The 19154-nt window shown below is 65.6% G+C and carries 15 protein-coding genes; 5 read left to right on the top strand and 10 right to left on the bottom strand.

The window, feature by feature from the left end; translation table 11 throughout:
• Positions 1-115: 115 nt before the first annotated feature.
• Positions 116-1765 (top strand): putative bifunctional diguanylate cyclase/phosphodiesterase, encoded by a 1650-nt coding sequence (locus OXH74_RS07430; RefSeq protein ID WP_375741579.1) that lies wholly within the window; start codon positions 116-118, stop codon positions 1763-1765.
• 151 nt (positions 1766-1916) lie between these two features.
• The gene (locus tag OXH74_RS07425; protein ID WP_375740682.1) at positions 1917-3377 is read left to right on the top strand and encodes a hypothetical protein; all 1461 of its coding nucleotides are present in this window, start codon (positions 1917-1919) and stop codon (positions 3375-3377) included.
• On the opposite strand, the gene OXH74_RS07420 is transcribed toward OXH74_RS07425, so the two are convergent.
• On the bottom strand, positions 3324-4718 hold the full coding sequence (locus OXH74_RS07420) for a NorM family multidrug efflux MATE transporter (RefSeq protein ID WP_375740681.1): 1395 nt from the start codon (positions 4716-4718) through the stop codon (positions 3324-3326). The two genes, OXH74_RS07425 and OXH74_RS07420, sit on opposite strands and share 54 nt — an antisense overlap.
• A 137-nt stretch (positions 4719-4855) precedes the next feature.
• Here OXH74_RS07420 and OXH74_RS07415 point away from each other — a divergent pair, with 137 nt between their 5' ends.
• Entirely contained in the window at positions 4856-5773 is a 918-nt protein-coding gene (locus OXH74_RS07415; protein ID WP_375740680.1) for a LysR substrate-binding domain-containing protein, read from the top strand.
• On the opposite strand, the gene OXH74_RS07410 is transcribed toward OXH74_RS07415, so the two are convergent.
• From OXH74_RS07410 to OXH74_RS07400, 3 genes are all read right to left on the bottom strand, one after another.
• On the bottom strand, positions 5770-6585 hold the full coding sequence (locus OXH74_RS07410; protein WP_375740679.1) for a redoxin family protein: 816 nt from the start codon (positions 6583-6585) through the stop codon (positions 5770-5772). The genes OXH74_RS07415 and OXH74_RS07410 overlap by 4 nt on opposite strands.
• A 164-nt stretch (positions 6586-6749) precedes the next feature.
• A complete protein-coding gene (gene betT / locus OXH74_RS07405) occupies positions 6750-8726 on the bottom strand; it encodes a choline BCCT transporter BetT (protein WP_375740678.1) in 1977 nt (658 codons plus the stop codon).
• A gap of 123 nt (positions 8727-8849) precedes the next feature.
• Positions 8850-10346, bottom strand: a complete 1497-nt coding sequence (locus OXH74_RS07400) for a YifB family Mg chelatase-like AAA ATPase (RefSeq protein WP_375740677.1) — start codon at positions 10344-10346, stop codon at positions 8850-8852.
• Positions 10347-10511: 165 nt separating this feature from the next.
• Between OXH74_RS07400 and OXH74_RS07395 the strand changes: the two genes are divergently transcribed.
• Complete coding sequence (locus OXH74_RS07395) at positions 10512-11462, top strand: LysR family transcriptional regulator (RefSeq protein WP_375740676.1); 951 nt, start codon at positions 10512-10514, stop codon at positions 11460-11462.
• Here the strand turns inward: OXH74_RS07395 and OXH74_RS07390 are convergent.
• From OXH74_RS07390 to OXH74_RS07365, 6 genes are all read right to left on the bottom strand, one after another.
• Positions 11444-12124: a TetR/AcrR family transcriptional regulator gene (locus OXH74_RS07390; protein ID WP_375740675.1), complete on the bottom strand. Its 681-nt coding sequence runs from the start codon at positions 12122-12124 to the stop codon at positions 11444-11446. The two genes, OXH74_RS07395 and OXH74_RS07390, sit on opposite strands and share 19 nt — an antisense overlap.
• Positions 12125-12278: 154 nt before the next feature.
• A complete protein-coding gene (locus OXH74_RS07385) occupies positions 12279-13430 on the bottom strand; it encodes an acyl-CoA dehydrogenase family protein (RefSeq protein WP_375740674.1) in 1152 nt (383 codons plus the stop codon).
• A 69-nt stretch (positions 13431-13499) separates the two neighbouring features.
• A complete protein-coding gene (mmsB, locus tag OXH74_RS07380; protein WP_375740673.1) occupies positions 13500-14396 on the bottom strand; it encodes a 3-hydroxyisobutyrate dehydrogenase in 897 nt (298 codons plus the stop codon).
• A 123-nt stretch (positions 14397-14519) separates the two neighbouring features.
• Entirely contained in the window at positions 14520-16031 is a 1512-nt protein-coding gene (locus OXH74_RS07375) for a CoA-acylating methylmalonate-semialdehyde dehydrogenase (RefSeq protein WP_375740672.1), read from the bottom strand.
• Between the two features lie 101 nt (positions 16032-16132).
• Entirely contained in the window at positions 16133-17836 is a 1704-nt protein-coding gene (locus OXH74_RS07370; RefSeq protein WP_375740671.1) for an AMP-binding protein, read from the bottom strand.
• Positions 17837-18119: 283 nt separating this feature from the next.
• Positions 18120-18380 (bottom strand): accessory factor UbiK family protein, encoded by a 261-nt coding sequence (locus OXH74_RS07365; protein ID WP_215372237.1) that lies wholly within the window; start codon positions 18378-18380, stop codon positions 18120-18122.
• A 409-nt stretch (positions 18381-18789) separates the two neighbouring features.
• On the opposite strand from OXH74_RS07365, the gene glnK reads away from it, so the two are divergent.
• Entirely contained in the window at positions 18790-19128 is a 339-nt protein-coding gene (glnK, locus tag OXH74_RS07360) for a P-II family nitrogen regulator (RefSeq protein WP_003457590.1), read from the top strand.
• Positions 19129-19154 lie beyond the last annotated feature (26 nt).

Below are 19154 nucleotides of genomic sequence, written 5' to 3'. Positions count from 1 at the left end.
CGGGCAAGGATGCCTGACGAGAACGACGCCGATAACGGCGCAAAGTGGCGTTATCACGCTGCAGAATCCTTGACCCCGGGGAGGTCATTTGTCCGCGCTCTCAGAGCCCTTGCGCATGCTCCTGCTGGCCGAATCGCCAGTCTGGGCTGAACGTCTCCGCGAGCTTCTGGCCGCGATGGGCAGCGCATCCCCATTGATCACCGCCGTCTCCTGGGAAGCTGCCCGCGATCTGCTCGATGATCCGGGCGCAGCGGTGATCCTCTGCACTCCAAGCCATGTGCCGCCCGCCGGTCGTTGCCCGCTGCCGGTCATCCTGTTGCTCGAGAGTGAGCCGAGCGAGCCCCCGCAGGGTGCCTGTGATTGGCTGGTGCGCGAGCACCTCAGCGTCGATGTCGTGCGCAGGACTTTGCGCCATGTCCGTGAGCGGCGCACCTTGCAGGGGGCGCTGGAACGCCTGGCCGAGCAGGACCCGCTGACCGGCATCGCCAACCGCCAGGGTTTCCAGACACTTCTGGCCGCCCGGCTGATGGAGTATGAGGGGCGTGGGTTGGCGCTCGGCCATCTTGACCTGGATAACTTTCGCCACGCCAACGACGCCCTCGGCTACCAGGCCGGTGACCGTCTGATCCGGCAGGTGGTGGCACGCCTGAAGGCACAGCTAGGGTCCAGCGACCAGCTGGCGCGTCTGGGTAGCGATGAATTCGGTTTGCTGCTGGATACTCGGCGCGATCCAACGCGACTCGCACGCCTTGCCGAGCATATCGTCGAGGCGCTGGCCGAACCTTACTGGGTGGACGGTGAAAGCCTGCTCCTCGGTTGCAGCCTGGGCCTGGCGCAGGCGCGCTCCCGCGAGGGCGCAGACCCGCTGATGTGGCATGCGCACATTGCCATGCAGCAGGCCAAGGCGACCCAGGGCTGCACTTTCCACATATTCGACGAGCGGATCAACCGCAGCGCGCGCAGCCGGGCCGACCTGGAAAGCGAGCTGCGCCGCGCCTTGCGTCGGGACGAACTGGAGCTGCACTACCAGCCACGCCTGTGCTTGAAGACCGGCACCATCGTCGGCCTGGAGGCGCTGGTGCGCTGGCGGCACGCCGAGCGCGGCCTGCTGACCCCCAACGAGTTCGTCCCGCTGGCTGAGGAGAGCGGCCTGATCGTCCCGCTGGGTTACTGGGTGATCTCCCGCGCCCTGCGCGACATGCAATGGTTGCGCGGTCGGGGGCTGCCACCGCTGCACATGGCGGTGAACCTGTCGTTCCGGCAGTTCCAGGACAGCCAACTGCTACCGACCCTGAGTCGGCTGATCAGCGAGCGCGGCATCGATGCCAGATGGCTGGAGTTCGAGCTCACCGAAACAGCCGTGATGCGCCGCAGCGACCAGGTCCGGCAGACAATGGATGCCCTCGGCAAACTTGGCGTGCGCTTTTCGCTGGATGACTTCGGAACCGGCTTCTCGTCATTCGTCCACCTCAGCAGCCTGCCCATCGCGCTGCTCAAGATCGACAAGAGCTTCGTAGGCGACATGCACGAACGCTCGGAGAATCGCCAACTGGTCAAGGCGATGATCAACCTGGCACAGAATCTCAAGCTGGAAGTGGTTGCGGAAGGTGTGGAGAACGCCGAGCAGTTAGCCCTGTTGCGGCACTTTGGCTGCGACCAGGCCCAGGGCTACTGGATCAGTCGGCCGTTGCCACTGGCCGAGTTGGCACGTTTCCTCGTTTTCGGCACGCGCCAGCCGATGTTTGCCAGCTTGCCCTCCGCCTAGGGAACCGCCGGGTCAGGTCGGCCTCATCGGCTGTATTTGGCTTTGCGCCTGTCGTGAAGCGTGCAACCTGCCGCGTGCCCCGACGTCCTGCTTTCCAGCCCCGCCGCTGCTGGCTATCGTAAGAACAAATCCCCGCATGACGAGCCGATCCATGTCCGATTCCACCGATCTGCCGGCGTGCGCCGCCACCACGGACTCTGTGCCCTCGGCCGTGCAGTCGGCCTTCGCCGAGGTTTCGGTGCAGGCCCTGAACAGCCGGTGCTTCTGCATCGGCCTGGACGAACAGGCACTGCGCGCGGCGCTGGAGACGCACCTGGGTCTGCCGGGGCTGTATGAGTTGGTACGCGAGCGCTGCCCTTACCTGTTCGCCAGTCATCCGGTGTTCGTTGCGCCGGCTGAGCTGACGCGAATGGCTGATGTGGTTCGCGCCGCAGAGGCTGCCATAGCCCTGCCGGCCTATCGCGAAGAGGTGCTGGCCAGGGCGCCGGCCATTGCTCGGATGGCGATGGGGCCGCGCGGGGTGTTTTTCGGCTACGACTTCCACCTTGATGGCGATGCCTTCGGCCTGATCGAGATCAACAGCAATGCCGGCGGTGCGCTGCTCAATGCGGTCCTGGCAAGGGCGCAGCGCGCCTGCTGTCCCGCAATCGAGCAACTGTTGCCACCCACGGGACGGGCCGAGATCCTGGAGGCGGCGATCCTCGCCATGTTCCGCCGCGAGTGGGCGCTGGCCGGGCAGGCGAGGCCGCTGGCAAGCATCGCCATTGTCGATGCGGCGCCGGCACAGCAATACCTTTACCCGGAGTTCCTGTTGTTCCAGCAGTTGTTCCAGGCGCACGGCCTGCAAGCGGTGATCGCCGATCCGGCCGACCTGGAATTGCGCGAAGGGCGCCTGTGGTGCGGCGAGCTGGCCATCGACCTGGTCTACAACCGCCTGACCGATTTCGCCCTCGACGAGGCAGCCAATGCCGTGCTGCAGAAGGCCTATCTACAGGGCGCGGTCGTGCTTACACCGCACCCGCAAAGTCATGCGCTGTATGCCGACAAGCGCAACCTGGCGCTGCTGGGCGATAGTGGTTTCTTGCGCCGTGCCGGGCTGCCGGCAGCCGAGGCCGAGGTGTTGGCGGCTGCCATCCCGCATACCGAGGTGGTAACGCCAGAGGATGCCGAGCGCCTGTGGCAGGAACGGCGGCGCCTGTTCTTCAAGCCGCGCGGGGGATACGGTAGCCGCGCAGCCTATCGTGGCGACAAGCTTACTCAGCGGGTCTGGCAGGACATCCTTGCTGGCGACTACGTGGCGCAGGCCGTGGTGCAACCCGGCCAGCGCGTGATGGCAAATGCCGGCCCGGCACTGAAGTTCGATCTGCGCAATTACGCCTATCTGGGCGAGGTGCAGTGGGTGGCGGCGCGGGTCTATCAGGGCCAGACCACCAATTTCCGCACCCCCGGTGGCGGCTTCGCCCCGGTTTATCCGGCCCCCGCGACAGGCTGTGGGCCGGCCGCGCATAGCGTCGGCACGAATGGCCATGCGCAAGCCTTCCCTGGAGCAGAACCGCACCTAACTCGCCCTGCAGATGTTTTTTTCAGTGGCATGCGCTGCCGGCCGCAGTAGCCGCGCTGTCTTCCATTCGAAGCCCAGCGTCAGGCTAACCGCCGCGCAAGCCAGGCCCAGTGCCAGGCCCCACCAGACGCCCTCCGCGCCCCAGCCGAGCGGGAAGGCCAACATCCAGGCTGCGGGCGTACCCACCAGCCAGTAACAGCCGAGGCCGACGAGGAACGTGGTCTTGGCATCCTTCAGTCCACGGATGGCGCCCATGGCAATAGTCTGGGTGCCGTCGAACAGCTCGAACCAGGCGGCCACCGCCAGCAGGCTCACGGCCAATTGCACCACTTCCTGATACGCCGCCGCCTCGTGATCGAGGAACAACCCGACCACCCATTCCGGCGCCAGCCAGAACAGCCCGGCGAAGGCCAGCATGCAGCCGGCGCCGAAGCCGATACCCAGGCGCCCGGCGCGGCGGGCATCCTCCAGTCGGCCCGCGCCGTAGTGCTGGCCGATACGGAACGTCACCGCGTAGGAAATCCCCACTGGCACCATGAAGGCCACGTACACCGACTGGATGGCGATCTGGTGTGCCGCCAGCTGGGTGCTGCCCAGGGCGCCCATGCACAAGGCAGCAAAGGCGAACAGGCCGGACTCCACCGCATAGGTGCCGCCGATCGGTAGCCCGAGGCGCAGCAATTCCTTCAGCGCCTCGCGGGACGGGCGTAACAGGCCGCGCGCGAGCGGGTAGGCGGCGTAGATGGGGTTTCGCACGATGTGCCAAGCGAGCAGGAGGGCCATGGCGTTCATCACCATCGCCGTGACCAGGCCGATACCGGCCAGCCCCAGGCGCGGCAGGCCGAACAGGCCGTGGATCAGCGCGTAGTTGAGAAGGAAGTTGGCCAACGCGCCGCCGATGCTGATGGCCATCACCGGCCCCGGCCGACCGATGGCGCTGGTGAAGCCGCGTAGGGCCATGAAGCCGAGGTAGCCGGGCAGGGCGAACACCAGCGTGGAGAGGAACTGGGTGGCACCGGTGACGCTGTCCGGCGCTTGGCCGAAGGCCAGCAGGATGGGCCCCAGGTTCCACAGCAGAATGCCGGCGCCCAGCGCCATGCCGCCTGCCAGCCACAGGCCGGATTGGGTCAGCCGCGCCGCGCCCAGGGTATCGCTCGCTCCATGTCGGATCGCGACCAGGTTACCGACAGCGGCAATCACCCCGACGCAGAAGATCGACACAAAGGAATAGCTGGCCGCGCCCAGGCCGCCACCGGCCAGGGCCTCGGGTCCGATCAGACCCATCATCACGGTATCGGTGAACACCATCAGCACGTGCGCCAACTGGGCGGCGATCAGCGGGCCGGCCAGGCGGAGGATCGCCAGGAGTTCGTTGCGCAGGTTTTGTGGCATGAGTAACGCTCACTTCCAGGTGCCTTAGCCGCTGCCTGCGACCAATTGAGGATCATGCAATTCTCCTGAGCTTGAAGCGGCGGCACAAAAGGAAAAAAATGATGCCATTCATGAGTCAAACTCATAGGTAAAGGGACATGTCGCGCCGCCTTCCTCCACTTTATGCCTTGCGCGCCTTCGAGGCCGCCGCCCGCCATACCTCCTTCACGCGCGCCGCCGAGGAGTTGGCCATCACCCAGAGTGCGGTCAGCCGCCACATTCGCACCCTGGAGGAGCACTTTTCCTGCCGCCTGTTCGAGCGCCAGGGGCGCAATCTGCAACTGACTGAGCCGGCACGCATGCTCTTACCCGGCCTGCGCGATGGCTTCGATGCCCTGGAGCGCGCCTGCACGACGCTACGGGTCGACGATGCAACCCTGCGCCTCAAGGCGCCCTCGACCCTGACCATGCGCTGGTTGCTCTCGCGTCTCAGCCGCTTCCGCCACCTCAACCCCGATATCGAGGTGCAGCTCACCAGCGCCTGGATGGATGTGGATAAGGTGGATTTCCAGCATGAGCCCTTCGATTGCGCGGTGTTGCTCAGCGACGGCCACTTCAATCAGGACTGGGAGGTGACCCTGCTGTTCAGTGAATGGCTGATCCCGGTGTGCGAGCCTTCGCAGGCGGTCGAGCCCTGGAGCCTGGAGCGTCTGCAGCAGACCGAGCTGCTGCACCCGACGCCGGACCGCCGTGACTGGCGCAAGTGGTTGCAGCGCATGGAGCTGGGTGATCAGGTGTCGCTCAAGGGCGGCCAGGTGTTCGACACCCTGGAGCTGGGGATAGTCGCCGCGACCCGCGGCTATGGCGTTTCCATTGGCGATCTGGTGATGGTGGCCGAGGACGTGGCCCTGGGACGCATCGGTCTGCCCTGGCCCACCGCAGTGGCCAGCGGTGAGAGTTACTACCTGGTCTGGCCCCGCGCCCGCAGCGGCCAGGACCGCTTGCGCCGGTTGCGGGATTTCCTGCAGGCAGAGGTGACCTCCCTGGTGCTGCCAGCGGTGGAACTGTTGGGCTAGCGCTTGACGGGATCGGGGAACTGGCGCAGCCCATGCGCCAGGCTCGCGGCTGAGAGCTCGCCCATGTGGCTGTGCTGCAAACGGCCCTGGGCATCGTAGAACAGCGTTGTGGGTAGACCAAATGAGCCGGTGGCTTGGCCCAGGCGGTTGCCGCTGTCGAGCAGCACGTCCCTGGGCTGTAAGCCCTGCACGGTCAGGAAGCGGGCCACCGCTTCGGCGTGCTCCCCCTGGTTCACCAGCACGTAGCGCACCTCGGGATGGTTTCGCTGGGCGGCTTCCAGCACCGGCATTTCGCGGCGGCACGGCGGGCACCAGGTGGCCCAGAGGTTCACCACCAGCGGCCGGCCGTCCAGATCGTGCAAGGCGATCGGGTTACCGTGCAGGTCGTGCAGGGCCAGCTTGGGCAACTGCCGACCCTGGTCGAGGGCCGAGAGGATAGCGCTCGCGCCGCCCCAGAGCAGGCCGCCCACAGTCAGGGCGATCGCCAGCGGACGGCGCAGGACCGGTGAGCGCCAGGCCAGCACGGCGCCGATCGTCGCCGCTGCCAGGACGCCAGGCCAAGGCATGAAGCCGCCATCGCGGATATCCAGCAGGCCGATGGGTGCTGCCGCGTACTGCTCGAAGTAGCGCGCGGTGAATGCCAGGCGTGCCACCAGCAGGCCGCCGAGCAGCATGGCGAACAGCGCCGCCTCGGGATTGGCCTTGCGTTTGCGCCCGGCCAGCCAGCCGCTGAACAGTGCGACGAAGAAGCCCAGGTACAGCAGGGCGTGCGGCGTGGGAATGGCGAGGGGGCCGAGAGTGAAGCTGGTCATGCCGGTTTCCGCTGGAAAAGCCGCCGAGTATCGCAGCCTGGCGCGAGCAGGCCAGCGTCAGGCTGTGGATAAATGTTTCGGCCTGGCACTGAGCTGAGCGAAGCTCAGCGGGTTGCGTGCAAGCCCATGGGGCGGCGTTGCCGCCCTTGTCGGGCTTCTCAGGCTCAGCGCACCACATGCAGGAAGTGCAGGTGCTTCTCGTACTGGTCTAGCAGGTCGCCGATCACTTCCTCGCGGCTCCAGCCCATCACGTCGTAATCCTGCCCGCCTTCGCGCAGGTAGACCTCGGCGCGGAAGTATTTGCGCGCATCGCTGCCCTCATCGTTGTTGTCGCGGGGGGCGAAGCGCGGCAGGAGGAAGGTGCGAGGACGCACCTCGTAGCTGAAGTCCACATCCCCGCCGTGCCCGACGATGAGCTTGCAGCGACCATCTTCGCCGTTCTTCACCTGCACCTCGTAACCATGCTTGCGCAGCTCCTCGGCTACTTCATCGCAGGCAGGTTGCACCACTTCGCCGATGAACCGGGTGACGTGTGGACGGCGCGAGAACATCAGGATGTTGCGCAGGCGCCGCTGCCAGCCACCTTGCTGGCGATGGGCGGGGTGAGAGAGGTTCAGCGCCTGGTAGCGGATGCCGCGCTTGGTGGCATCTCGGCGCAGGGCCTTGAGCAGTCCCCAGGTCGCGGCCAATAGCACCATTGCAAAGGGCAGGGCACTGGCGATGGTGGCGGTTTGCAGGGCCTTGAGGCCGTCGGCCAGCAGCAGGGCCATGGCCACCACGCCGATCAGGATCGACCAGAACAGGCGCTGCCAGAGCGGCGTGTTCTCACGCCCGCCGGAGGCCAGCATGTCCACCACCAAGGCGCCGGAGTCGGCCGAGGTGACGAAGAACACCACCACCATCATCACCGCCACCAGCGACAGCAGCGATGCGAAGGGGAACTGCTCGAGGAAGACAAACAGTGCCAGCGAGCTATCCCGGACGACGGTCTCGCTGAGGCCCGTCAGGCCCTGGTGGAGCACCATGTGGATGGCCGTATCGCCGAATACCGTCATCCACAGTAAGGTGAAGCCGGCCGGGACGAAGAGCACGCCACAGACAAATTCGCGGATGGTGCGGCCACGGGAGATACGGGCGATGAACAGCCCGACGAAAGGCGACCAGGATAGCCACCAGCCCCAATAGAGCAAGGTCCAGCCGCCGATCCAGTCGGTGGATTCGTAGGCGTACAGGTTGAAGGTCTTGCTGACGATATCCGAGAGGTAGCCGCCGGTGTTCTGCACGAACGTCTTCAGCAGGAACACGGTTGGCCCCAGGACCAATACCACCAGCAGCAGGATCACCGCCAGGACCAGGTTCAGCTCGGAGAGGATGCGGATGCCTTTGTTCAGTCCGCTGGCCACCGACAGCGTGGCCAGGGCACAGCTGACGGCAATCAGGACGAGTTGCACCGGCACGTTGACTGGCAGGCCGAACAGGTGGTTAAGGCCACTGTTGATCTGCAGCACGCCATAGCCCAGTGAGGTGGCCACGCCGAACACCGTGCCGAGGATCGCGAAGATATCCACAGCGTGGCCGATGGGGCCGTGGATCCGTTCGCCGATCAACGGATGGAGCGCCGAGCGCAGGGTCAGCGGCAAGTCATGGCGGAAGCAGAAGTAGGCCAGAATCAGCGCGACAATGGCGTAGATCGCCCAGGCATGCAGGCCCCAGTGGAAAAAGGTGAGCGTCATCGCCTCCTTCGCGGCGGCCACCGTGTTGGCATCGCCCACCGGTGGGTTGGCATAGTGCATCAGCGGTTCGGCGACGCCGAAGAACATCAGGCCGATGCCCATGCCTGTGGAAAACAGCATGGCGAACCAGGTGCGATTGCGGTAATCGGGCTGGCTATGGTCGGGGCCGAGCTTGATGTCGCCGAAACGGCTGATGGCCAGGAAGACCACGGCGATAAGGATCAACGCGACGCTCAGGACATAGAACCAACTGGCGTTGACCACGATCCAGTCCTGGATGTGAACGAACAGCGTCTGAGCCTGTTCCTGGGCCAGGGTGCTGAACATGACCAGGGCGATGATGAGCAGGGCGGAGCCGAAAAAGACCGGCGGGTTGAGGGTGGATTGCGAAGACGAACGTGCCTCCATTGAGCTAGCTCTCCTTGTAATCGGATGGCCGCCAAGGGCGGAAGGCGCAGCATCCTAGCACATTCGATAGAGCCAGCCTCTTGCTGGGTATATCCTGATAGTTTTGTTGGTTGTCCGCTCGTTTCACACCTGGGGCTCCGGACGGTATTGCAGTGCCTCGGCCAAGTGGGGCCGGCCGATGCTCGTGGTCTGTTCCAGGTCTGCCAGGGTGCGGGCCACCTTGAGGATGCGGTGGGCCGCGCGCAGCGACAGGTTGAGGCGCTCGCAGGCGCTTTCCAGCCACTCGCGATCCTGCTTGACCAAAACGCAGTGCAGGCGCAGTCCCTTTAGGTCGAGGAAGGCATTGGCGCAGCCCTGGCGCTGGAGTTGCACGCGGCGGGCCCGGGCGACTTCGGTGGCTGCCTCGAGGCTGCTGGAACCGTTCTGGGTGATGGGCTCCAGGGCGGTGACCTCGCGGGCAACGGTCAGGTGCAGGTCAATGCGGTCGAGCAGTGGCCCGGAGAGCTTGGCGCGGTAGCGCTGGATCTGGTCCGGTGAGCAGCGGCAGCGCCCTCCGGGGTCACCGAGATATCCACAGGGGCAGGGGTTCATCGCCGCGACGAGCTGGAAGCGTGCCGGGAAGCGCACCTTGTCATGGGCGCGTGCAATCACGATCTCGCCACTTTCCAGCGGTTCGCGCAGCACTTCCAGGACCTTGCGGTCGAACTCCGGCAATTCGTCGAGGAACAGCACGCCCTGATGCGCCAGGGTGATTTCGCCCGGTTTCGGTCGGCTGCCGCCCCCCACCAACGCCGCACCCGAGGCGCTGTGGTGCGGGTGACGGAAGGGACGCTGGGGCCAGGCTTGCAGCGGAGCGTGACTGGCCACAGAGTGGATAGCCGCCACTTCCAGCGCTTCGTCTTCCTCCAGGGGCGGCAGCAGGCCGGGGAGGCGGCTGGCCAGCAAGGTCTTGCCGGTGCCGGGTGGACCGCAGAAAAGTAGATTGTGCGATCCGGCGGCGGCCACCAGCAGGGCACGTTTGGCCGATGCCTGGCCTTGAACGTCGGCGAGGTCGGGATAGGGCGGTCGTTCCTGCATCAGCCCCTGGGCCTGGTAAGGCGCCAGTGGAGTGTGGCCGGCGAAGTGCGCAGTCAGTTCCAGCAGGTGTCCGACCGCCAATACGTTCAGGCCGCTGGCGAGACTGGCTTCCTCGGCGTTCTCTCTCGGCACCACCAGGGTGCGTCCTGCTGCGCGGGCAGCCAATGCCGCTGGCAGCACGCCCTGCACCGGGCGCAGGGTACCGGAAAGGGCGAGCTCGCCGAGGCATTCCACCTGCTCCAGGCTTGCGGCCGGGAGTTGGCCACTGGCGGCGAGGACGCCGAGGGCAATGGCCAGGTCGAAGCGGCCACCGTCCTTGGGGAGGTCGGCAGGGGCCAGGTTGAGGGTGATGCGCCGGGGTGGGAAATCGAAGCCGCTATTGAGAATGGCGCTGCGCACTCGGTCCTTGCTTTCTTTCACTGCCGCTTCCGGCAGGCCGACCAGGGCCAGCGAGGGCAGGCCGTTGGCCAGGTGTGCCTCGACGGTCACGGATGGGGCTTCAACGCCGACCTGGGCGCGGCTGTGGACAATGGCAAGGGACATGATCACTCCTTGATCGTTCGACAACCGCTTCCTGCGGCTGGTCGCAGGGAGTCTAGGGAGTCCCGAGGGCCTGAGTCCAGCCTATGGTCCGAGTGGCCCGGTCCAGACGAGACGCGTATAAGTGGGCGTATTTCCACTGGCGATGCCTATCAAAGCCTGCTGATCATGCAAAAAAGCACGAATCAAGAACGCCTGAACTGGGACGACATGCGCTTCTTCCTCGAAGTGGCGCGGACCCGTACGGCCAGCGGCGCGGCCCGGCGCCTGGGTGTCGACTACACCACTGTGTCGCGGCGCATCCGGGCGCTGGAGCAGAGCCTGGGCGCCTTGCTGTTCGAAAAATCGCGGTCGGCGGGGTTCGTGCTCACGATCGAAGGCCAGCGCATGCTGAGCTATGCCGAAACCTTGGAGAGCACCCTGCAGGCAGCTTGCGAGCAGGTTTCCGGAGCCGGGCTGGAGCTGTCTGGGCACGTGCGTATCGGCTGCACCGAGGGCTTTGGATCCTGTTTCGTCACGCCACACATGAGCCGCTTCCAGGATCGCTATCCGCATATCTCGCTGGATATCCTGCCGGTGCCGCACTTCGTCAGCCTGTCGCGGCGCGAGGCGGACATCGCCATCACCCTGGAGCGTCCAGAACGCGGGCCCTATGTCTGCTCCAAGCTCTGCGACTACCGCCTGCGCCTGTACGCCACGCCGGAGTACCTGGCCAACCACGCACCGATCCGCAGCCGGGATGACCTCGTCGGCCATCCGTTCATTTCCTACGTCGAGGACCTGGCGTTCAGCTCCAAGCTGCTCTACCTCAATGACCTGGTGCCCGGTGCCCAGCGCCAGCTGCGCAGCACCAGCGTGATCGCCCATTACCATGCCGCACTGGAAGGACGGGCGCTGGCGGTCCTGCCGTGCTTTCTCGCCCGCCCGGACCCGCGTCTGCGCGAAGTGTTGCCGGACGAGGTGGAGGTGGTCCGGCAGTTCTGGATCTACTACAGCGAGGATTTGCGCAAGCTCAGGCGCATTAGCCTGGTGTCCGAATACCTGAGGGCCTGCGTCGAGCTCAACCAGCCGCTGCTGATGGGCGAGTCGACGTCGATGGCTTACTTGCCCGCGGCCTGAGTGGCCGGGTCTGCCACGCGCCGGGTGGCCAGTAGCACCCCGCGCAGCGAGCCCATCACCATTTCGCGCAGCAACTCGAGCCGCACTCTGGCGTCTGTCGGGGTGTCTCCCACCGAGGCCGGTAACTGGTTGAGCTGGGAGACGATGCCTGCCACGGCGGCTCGCCTGACCGCGCAGGCAGGCTCGCCGGTGAGCTGCTCCAAGGTAACTTCCAGCACGGTTTCGTAGCGTTGGCGCAGCGATTGGATCCGCGCCTGGTGTTCGCTGCCGAGGCAGTGCAGGTCGTACTCCGCCAGGCGGAAATAGGCGCCCATGCTCTCATGCAATTGCAGATGGGCCTCCACCAGGCGCGGCAGCCGCGCGGCCGGCGAGGACTCCCGTCGGGCCAGCAGCAGCGCGCCCTGCAGCAGGTTCTCGTAAAGCTCCTCGATCAGCTCGAAAAGCAGCGCTTCCTTGCTTTCGATGTGGTGGTAGATGGAGCCGGCGCGAATCCCCAGGAAGTCGGCCAGGTCGCGCATGCTGACGCGGCTGAAGCCGCAGCGGGCGAATAGCTCCAGAGCCTTGGTGCGGGTCTCCTGGTAGCGCGCGTGGGCGCCGTCGGCGGAGGCAGCCCGTCCAGATCGGTGGACTGTTGGTGGCGAGATGTGCAGGGCGGTAGGCATGAATGCCGGACCTCCATCGATGGTGCTGCTTCGAACGGTGTATTCCAGCCCGGACGATGACGTCTCGGGCGCTGGCCTACCACGTCCCCGCCGCTCTTTTTGATGGAGCGTTTTGGCCAATGCGCGGGTGCTGGTCGGGCACCCGCGAACACGATCAGAGCGCGTAGTTGGCCAGTTCGCGGGCGATCAGCAGCCGCTGGATTTCGCTGGAGCCTTCGTAGATCTGGGTGATGCGCGCATCTCGGTAATAACGCTCCACCGGGAAGTCCTCCAGGTAGCCATAGCCGCCATGAATCTGCAGGGCGCTGGAGCAGACCTTCTCGGCCATTTCCGAGGCGAACAGCTTGGCCTGCGAAGCCTCGCTCAGGCAGGGCAGACCGGCGCTCTTCAGGCGGGCAGCATGTAGGATCAGCAGGCGTGCGGCATTCAGCCGAGTGTGCATGTCGGCGAGTTGGTTGGCGATGCTCGGGTGTTCGATGATCGGCTTGCCGAACTGCACGCGTTCACGGGCGTAGCCGAGGGCCGCCTCGAAGGCTGCGCGGGCGATGCCGAGAGCCTGGGCGGCAATGCCGATGCGGCCGCCTTCCAGGTTCGACAGGGCGATGGCCAGGCCCTTGCCGCGCTCGCCCAGCAGGTTCGCTTCGGGGATGCGGCAGTCGGTCAGGGTCACCGCGCAGGTGTCCGAGGCGCGGATACCCATCTTGTGTTCGGTACGTTCGACCTGGAAGCCGGGCGTGCGGGTGGGCACCAGGAAGGCTGAGAGACCTTTCTTGCCCAGCGTCGGGTCGGTCACCGCGAAGACGATGGCGAGTTCGGCGCGTTTGCCGTTGCTGACGAACTGCTTGGTGCCGTTGAGCACCCACTGGCCGTTGCGCAGTTCGGCCTGGGTGCGCAGGTTGTGGGCCTCGGACCCGGCCTGCGGCTCGGTGAGGCAGAAGCAGCCGATGGCCTGACCGGAGGCCAGGCGGGGCAGCCAGGTGTCCTGCTGCTGCGAGGTACCGTACTTGAGCAGAGGACCGCAGCCGACCGAGTTGTGGATGCTCATCAGTGCGCCGAGGGCGCCGTCGCCGGCGGAGATTTCTTCCACGGCCAGGGCGTAGGCCACGTAGTCGGTGTAGCTGCCGCCCCAGGCGTCCGGCACCACCATGCCGAGCAGGCCCAGCTCGCCCATCTGCATCACCACCGAGTCGTCGATCCAGCCGGCTTTTTCCCAGGCCTGGGCCTTGGGCGCGACTTCGCTGCGGGCGAAGTCCCGGGCCATGTCGCGGATCATGCGTTGTTCTTCGGTGAGTTCGATATCGAGCATTACAAGTGTCTCCTGCCGGCTATTGCGGTTGTGCGTGGGCGCCCCGGCTGCCCGGGACGGCTTGTGGGCTCAGGCCACGGGGTCCCGGCGGTACAGGTTGATGATTGCGGAGAAGTCCAGGCCGCCATGGCCCTGCAGGCTGAAGCTCTGGTACAGCTGCTGGGCGGCGGCGCCGAGGATCACCGGCTGGCGCGCGTGGCGTGCTGCTTCGGTGGCCAGGCCCAGGTCCTTGAGCATCAGGTCGCTGCCGAAACCGCCGCTGTAGCCGCGCGAGGCGGGGGCGTTTTCCAGCACGCCGGGGAAGGGGTTGTTGATCTCCGAGCTCCAGCAGCGGCCACTGGAGGTGTTGATGATGCCGGCCAGCACCTTGGCGTCCATCCCCAAGGCAACACCCAGGGCCATGGCCTCAGCCACACCGACCATGGAAATGCCGAGCAACATGTTGTTGGCGATCTTGGCCACCTGACCGTTGCCCGTGTCGCCGCAGTGCACGATGTTCTTGCCCATGGCGGCGAGCAGCGGCTGGGCTTGGTCGAAGGCACTGTCGGGGCCGCCGACCATGAAGGTCAGGGTGCCGGCCGTGGCACCACCGGTGCCACCGGAGACAGGGGCGTCGAGCATCGGGTTGCCTTGGGCGGTGGCCAGCTTGGCGACTTCTCGGGCGCTCAGTGGGTCGATGGTGGAACTGTCGATCAGCAGCACGCCCGGGCGGACGTTGGCCAGCAGGCCGTCCTGACCGAGGTAGACGTGCTTCACGTGGGCGGCCGCCGGCAGCATGGTGATGATCGCCTCGACCGGTGCGCGGGCCACGTCGGCGGGGGACGCAACAGACTTGGCGCCTGCCTCCACCAGGCCGGCGACCGCTTGGCTCGAGGGGTCGAAGACGGTCAGCGCGTGGCCAGCCTTGAGCAGGTTGCGGGCCATGGGGCCGCCCATGTTGCCGAGGCCGAGAAAGCCGATATTCATGGTTGTCCTCGCTTGAATCTGGATTGGGGGTTCTGCTGCGGTTCGCCTGGCCGTAGGCGCGAGCTTGCTGGCGAAGCGTTGTGGGCATTCGCGAGCAAGCTCGCTCCTACAAGGGCAATGGCGTTACTTGAGGGTGATGGTGGTATTCACCGCACCGCCGACTTCGTCTTCGTCGAACCAGCGTTGGGTCACGGTCTTGGTCTGGGTGTAGAACTGCACCACCTGCTTGCCGTACGGCCCGAGGTCGCCGAGCTTGGAGGCGCGCGAGCCGGTGAAGGAGAACAGCGGGACCGGTACCGGGATCGGTACGTTGATGCCCACCTGGCCGACGTCGATCTCTTCCTGGAAGTGGCGGGCTGCAGCGCCAGAGCGAGTGAACAGGGCGGTGCCGTTGCCGTTGGGATTGGCGTTGATCAGGGCGATGGCCTCGTTCATGGTCGCGGCGTGCATGACGCAGAGCACCGGGCCGAAGACTTCCTCGCGGTAGATGCTCATCTCGGCGGTGACGCCATCGAAGATGGTCGGGCCGACGAAGTTGCCCTGGGCGTAGCCGTTGACCTCGGGATTGCGGCCATCCAGCACCAGGCGCGCGCCTTCGCGCTCACCGGTGGCGATCAGGCTGCTGACGCGGTCCAGGGCGGCGCAGGAAATCACCGGGCCGACATCGGCGCCCGGCTCGACGCCGGCACCGATCTTCAGCGACTTGGCCTTCTCCACCAGCTCTGGCAGCCAGGCCTGCGCCTCACCCACCAGGATCACCACCGAGAGCGCCATGCAGCGCTGACCGGCGGCGCCAAACGCGGCACCGGCGAGGTTGTTGAGGGTCTGCTGCTTATTGGCGTCGGGCAGCACGATGGCGTGGTTCTTCGCGCCCATCATGCACTGGGCACGTTTGCCGTTGAGGGTGGCGCGGTTGTAGACGTGGGTGCCGACCTTGGTCGAGCCGACGAAAGACACGGCCTTGATGTCCGGGTGGTCGCACAAGAGGTTCACCGCGTCGGCGCCACCGTGGATGACGTTGAGCACGCCCGGCGGTACGCCGGCCTCCAGCGCCAGTTCCACCAGGCGCATGGTGACCATCGGGTCCTGCTCGGAAGGCTTGAGGATGAAGGTGTTGCCGGTGGCGATGGCCATCGGGAACATCCACAGCGGGATCATCGCCGGGAAGTTGAACGGGGTGATGCCAGCGCAGACACCGAGCGGTTGCAGCAGGGTGTAGGTGTCGACGCCACCGGCAACGTTGTTGGCCAGTTCGCCCATCTGCAGGGTGCCAATATTGGCCGCATGCTCCACCACTTCCAGACCGCGGAAGATGTCGCCCTCGGCATCCGGCAGGGTCTTGCCCTGCTCGGCGGTGAGGATGGCCGCCAGCTCCTTCATGTTTTCGCGAATCAGCTGCTGGTACTTGAGGAAGATGCGCGCGCGGGCCCCGATGGGGGTCTTGCGCCAGGTCTTGAAGGCTTCCTTGGCGCTGGCGACGGCCGCGTTCATTTCATCCAGGGTGGCGAAGGGGACGCGGGCCAGCACTTGCTGGGTGGCCGGGTTGACGACATCGCGCCATTGGCTGGTGCGCGATTCGACGAATTCGCCGTTGATGAGCAGCTTGACGCTGGGAATGACGTTGGAGGTGGTCATGTTCGAGTCCTGCTTGCGGTCAGTGGGTCGAGAAGGGGCCCTCGGGCCTAGACCCGAGTAGTTGATGCTCTGGTGTGGAGGCCGGGCAGTGCCCGGCCGGTTCAGCCCTTGAGCTGTGGAAAGTCGTCTTCGAAGTACTCGTAGAGCCCGCGCTGGTTGCCCTGGCGCCGCTGCACTTCCATCTGCCGCAGCTCCACGCGGCGGATCTTCCCGGAGATGGTCTTGGGCAGTTCGCTGACGAACTCGAGCCGTCGCACGCGCTTGTAGGGCGCCAACTGTTCCCGGGCGAAGGCGAGGATGGCCCCGGCCAGTTCCGGCCCAGGCACCTGGTCGTGGCCGAGAATCAGGAAGGCCTTGGGCACCGCCAGGCGCAGCGGATCGGGGCTGGGCACAATGGCCACTTCCATCACCGCCGGGTGCTCGATCAGCGCGCTTTCCAGCTCGAAGGGGCTGATGCGGTAATCGGAAGCCTTGAATACGTCATCGGCGCGGCCAACGAAGGTGATGTAGCCGTCTGCGTCGATGGCTGCGGTGTCCCCGGTGCGGTAGTAGCCATCGCGCATCACCTCGGCGGTTTTCTCCGGACTGTCTTCGTAGCCGAGCATCAAGCCGAGCGGGCGCGGTGCCAGGGGGAGCGCCACCTCGCCTTCGCTGGCCGGCCGGCCGTCCGGGTCCAGCAGGGTGACGCGATAGCCAGGCAGCGGCCGGCCCATGGAGCCGGGCTTGAGCACCTGGCCCGGGGTATTGCCAATCAGCGCAGTGGTTTCCGACTGGCCGAAACCGTCGCGCAGCAGCAGGCCCCAGGCCGCCTGGACCTGCTCGATGATCTCCGGGTTGAGCGGCTCACCGGCGCCTACCAGCTCGCGCAGGCGCAATCGTCCACGGTAGCTGGCCAGGTCTTCCTGGATCAGCATCCGCCAGACCGTCGGCGGCGCGCACAGACTGTTGATGCCGTAACGTTCGAGTACCCGGAGCAGCGCGGGGGCGCTGAAACGTGCGGTGTTGTGGATGAACACGCAGGCGCCGGCATTCCACGGGGCGAAGAAGCAGCTCCAGGCGTGCTTGGCCCAGCCCGGAGAAGAAATGTTCAGGTGCAGGTCGCCGGGTTGCAGGCCGATCCAGTACATGGTTGAGAGGTGGCCGACCGGGTAGCTCTGGTGGCTGTGCAGCACCATCTTCGGCTTGGAGGTGGTGCCCGAGGTGAAGTAGAGCAGCAGCGGGTCGCTGGCCAGGGTGATGCCCTCTGCCTGGAACTCTGCGGGGTAGTTGCGTGCGGCGGCGTGCTCGGCCCAGCCGGTGGTGGGCTGTCCCACGCAGATGCGGGTGCAGCCTTCGGCGAGGCCGTCGAACTTGTCCAGGTGGTCGCCGCCGACCACAAGGTGGCGGACATCGCCGCGCTCGATGCGATCGCGCAGGTCGTCCGGGGTCAGCAGCGCCGTGGCGGGAATCACCACGGCGCCGAGCTTGAAGGCCGCCAGCATGGTTTCCCATAGGGCGATGTGGTTGCCCAGCATCAGCAGGATGCGCTCGCCGCGCTTCACACCCAGCGCGCGCAGGTGGTTGGCGACGCGGTTGGAACGCTCGGACAGCTGCTGGAAGCTGTAGTGCTGCTCTTCGCCGTTCTCCTCCACTATCCACAGGGCGCGCGCCTGGTTGCCACGGGCCATGGCGTCGAAATAATCCAGCGCCCAGTTGAATTCGTGCAGTTCTGGCCAGCGAAAGTCGCGCGTGGCGGTGGTGTAGTCGGTGCGATGTTTGAGCAGGAAGTCCCGGGCGTCCAGGAAGCTCTGGCAGGTGCGGGTCATGGTGGGAGCCCTTTTTATTGTTGTCCGACGTGCCTGGTCCGAGGGGCGACCAAGCGGGTTGGGCTCGAGTATAGGTGGGCGTTAATCAGGTAAGAATGCGCAAAAAAACCGGAGCGTTGTGCAAAAAAATACTAGGGAGGGCGGCCGGTACTCAGTCAGGTCCGCGGTATTGCGGGGGGCGGGGATGAGGGGGGAGGGGGCGTGTAGGGCGGACGCCGAGCAGGCGCGAGGGTGTTCGCGCCTGCACTGGCTGTTTCAGCAACGCGATCGGTGGCCGCGTCGATCACTCGGTGGGCGGGTTCAGCTTGGCTTCCAGCTCCGCGACCTTGGCTTCCAGGGCTTCCAGTCGCGCACGGGTGCGGGCGAGCACGACCATCTGGCTGTCGAACTCGTCGCGGCTGACCAGATCGAGCTTGCTGAATGCGCTTTGCAGCAGGACCTTGAACTGAGCCTCGAACTCGGCGCGGGGCAGCGGGCTGTCACCGCTGAACAAGCGCGAGGCGTGAGTGGCGAGGGTATCGAGCAGGGCTTTGGGCGGCAGCATGGTGATTGTCCAGAGATGATTGGGTGGCAGTTTATCACGCGCTCCGTGCTGGGGAGTTCGAGCCTGGCAGTGCACGATTTTTGAGCAATGCACGATGGTGCACTGCACCGATTTCGTGCACTGCATGCAGGGCAATCCTGCACCAGATAGGGCATCCGGCCACTATCTGGTTGAAAAATAGAGGGTTGTGCCGAGCTGGCAAGCTTTCTGCTTAGTGCAAGGCGACGCATGCATCGGATGCAGTTCCGGTGCGCCGGGCGAGGCGGGGGAATGTTTCGCCAGACGCGGATGGTTAGCGTCGGGTGCCGGGCGATGGCCGACCGACGCGTTACAAAGCCAGACACTGCGCTTAGACTTGAGCCGGGTTCGTTTTTCCTGGGGCAAGTCCACCAATACGGGAGAGAGTTTCATGAAGCTAGTCACTGCCATCATCAAGCCGTTCAAGCTCGACGACGTGCGCGAGTCGTTGTCCGAGATCGGCGTGCAGGGCATCACCGTGACCGAGGTCAAGGGTTTCGGCCGCCAGAAGGGTCACACCGAGCTGTACCGTGGAGCGGAGTACGTCGTCGATTTCCTGCCGAAGGTGAAGATCGACGTGGCCATCGCCGACGACCAGCTGGATCGCGTCATCGAAGCCATCACCAAGGCCGCCAATACCGGCAAGATTGGTGACGGCAAGATTTTCGTCGTCAATCTGGAACAGGCCATCCGCATCCGTACCGGCGAAACCGGCACCGACGCGATTTAAGCCGCCGAACCCCAACGCCCCAGGAG

It is taken from the genome of Metapseudomonas boanensis, assembly GCF_042232855.1.
GTDB lineage: Bacteria > Pseudomonadota > Gammaproteobacteria > Pseudomonadales > Pseudomonadaceae > Metapseudomonas > Metapseudomonas boanensis.
Note: the sequence above shows the minus strand (reverse complement) of the source record. Positions and strands in the feature narration are given on the sequence as shown.

Excerpts from the sequence above, each read along its gene's own strand:
- OXH74_RS07430 (WP_375741579.1), top strand. The coding sequence starts at position 116 with ATGCTCCTGCTGGCCGAATCGCCAGTCTGGGCTGAACGTCTCCGCGAG.
- OXH74_RS07370 (WP_375740671.1), bottom strand. The coding sequence starts at position 17,836 with ATGACCCGCACCTGCCAGAGCTTCCTGGACGCCCGGGACTTCCTGCTC.
- betT (WP_375740678.1), bottom strand. The coding sequence starts at position 8,726 with ATGGAGGCACGTTCGTCTTCGCAATCCACCCTCAACCCGCCGGTCTTT.
- OXH74_RS07425 (WP_375740682.1), top strand. The coding sequence starts at position 1,917 with ATGTCCGATTCCACCGATCTGCCGGCGTGCGCCGCCACCACGGACTCT.
- OXH74_RS07400 (WP_375740677.1), bottom strand. The coding sequence starts at position 10,346 with ATGTCCCTTGCCATTGTCCACAGCCGCGCCCAGGTCGGCGTTGAAGCC.
- OXH74_RS07375 (WP_375740672.1), bottom strand. The coding sequence starts at position 16,031 with ATGACCACCTCCAACGTCATTCCCAGCGTCAAGCTGCTCATCAACGGC.
- mmsB (WP_375740673.1), bottom strand. The coding sequence starts at position 14,396 with ATGAATATCGGCTTTCTCGGCCTCGGCAACATGGGCGGCCCCATGGCC.
- OXH74_RS07410 (WP_375740679.1), bottom strand. The coding sequence starts at position 6,585 with ATGACCAGCTTCACTCTCGGCCCCCTCGCCATTCCCACGCCGCACGCC.
- OXH74_RS07415 (WP_375740680.1), top strand. The coding sequence starts at position 4,856 with ATGTCGCGCCGCCTTCCTCCACTTTATGCCTTGCGCGCCTTCGAGGCC.
- OXH74_RS07365 (WP_215372237.1), bottom strand. The coding sequence starts at position 18,380 with ATGCTGCCGCCCAAAGCCCTGCTCGATACCCTCGCCACTCACGCCTCG.
- OXH74_RS07390 (WP_375740675.1), bottom strand. The coding sequence starts at position 12,124 with ATGCCTACCGCCCTGCACATCTCGCCACCAACAGTCCACCGATCTGGA.
- OXH74_RS07385 (WP_375740674.1), bottom strand. The coding sequence starts at position 13,430 with ATGCTCGATATCGAACTCACCGAAGAACAACGCATGATCCGCGACATG.
- glnK (WP_003457590.1), top strand. The coding sequence starts at position 18,790 with ATGAAGCTAGTCACTGCCATCATCAAGCCGTTCAAGCTCGACGACGTG.
- OXH74_RS07420 (WP_375740681.1), bottom strand. The coding sequence starts at position 4,718 with ATGCCACAAAACCTGCGCAACGAACTCCTGGCGATCCTCCGCCTGGCC.
- OXH74_RS07395 (WP_375740676.1), top strand. The coding sequence starts at position 10,512 with ATGCAAAAAAGCACGAATCAAGAACGCCTGAACTGGGACGACATGCGC.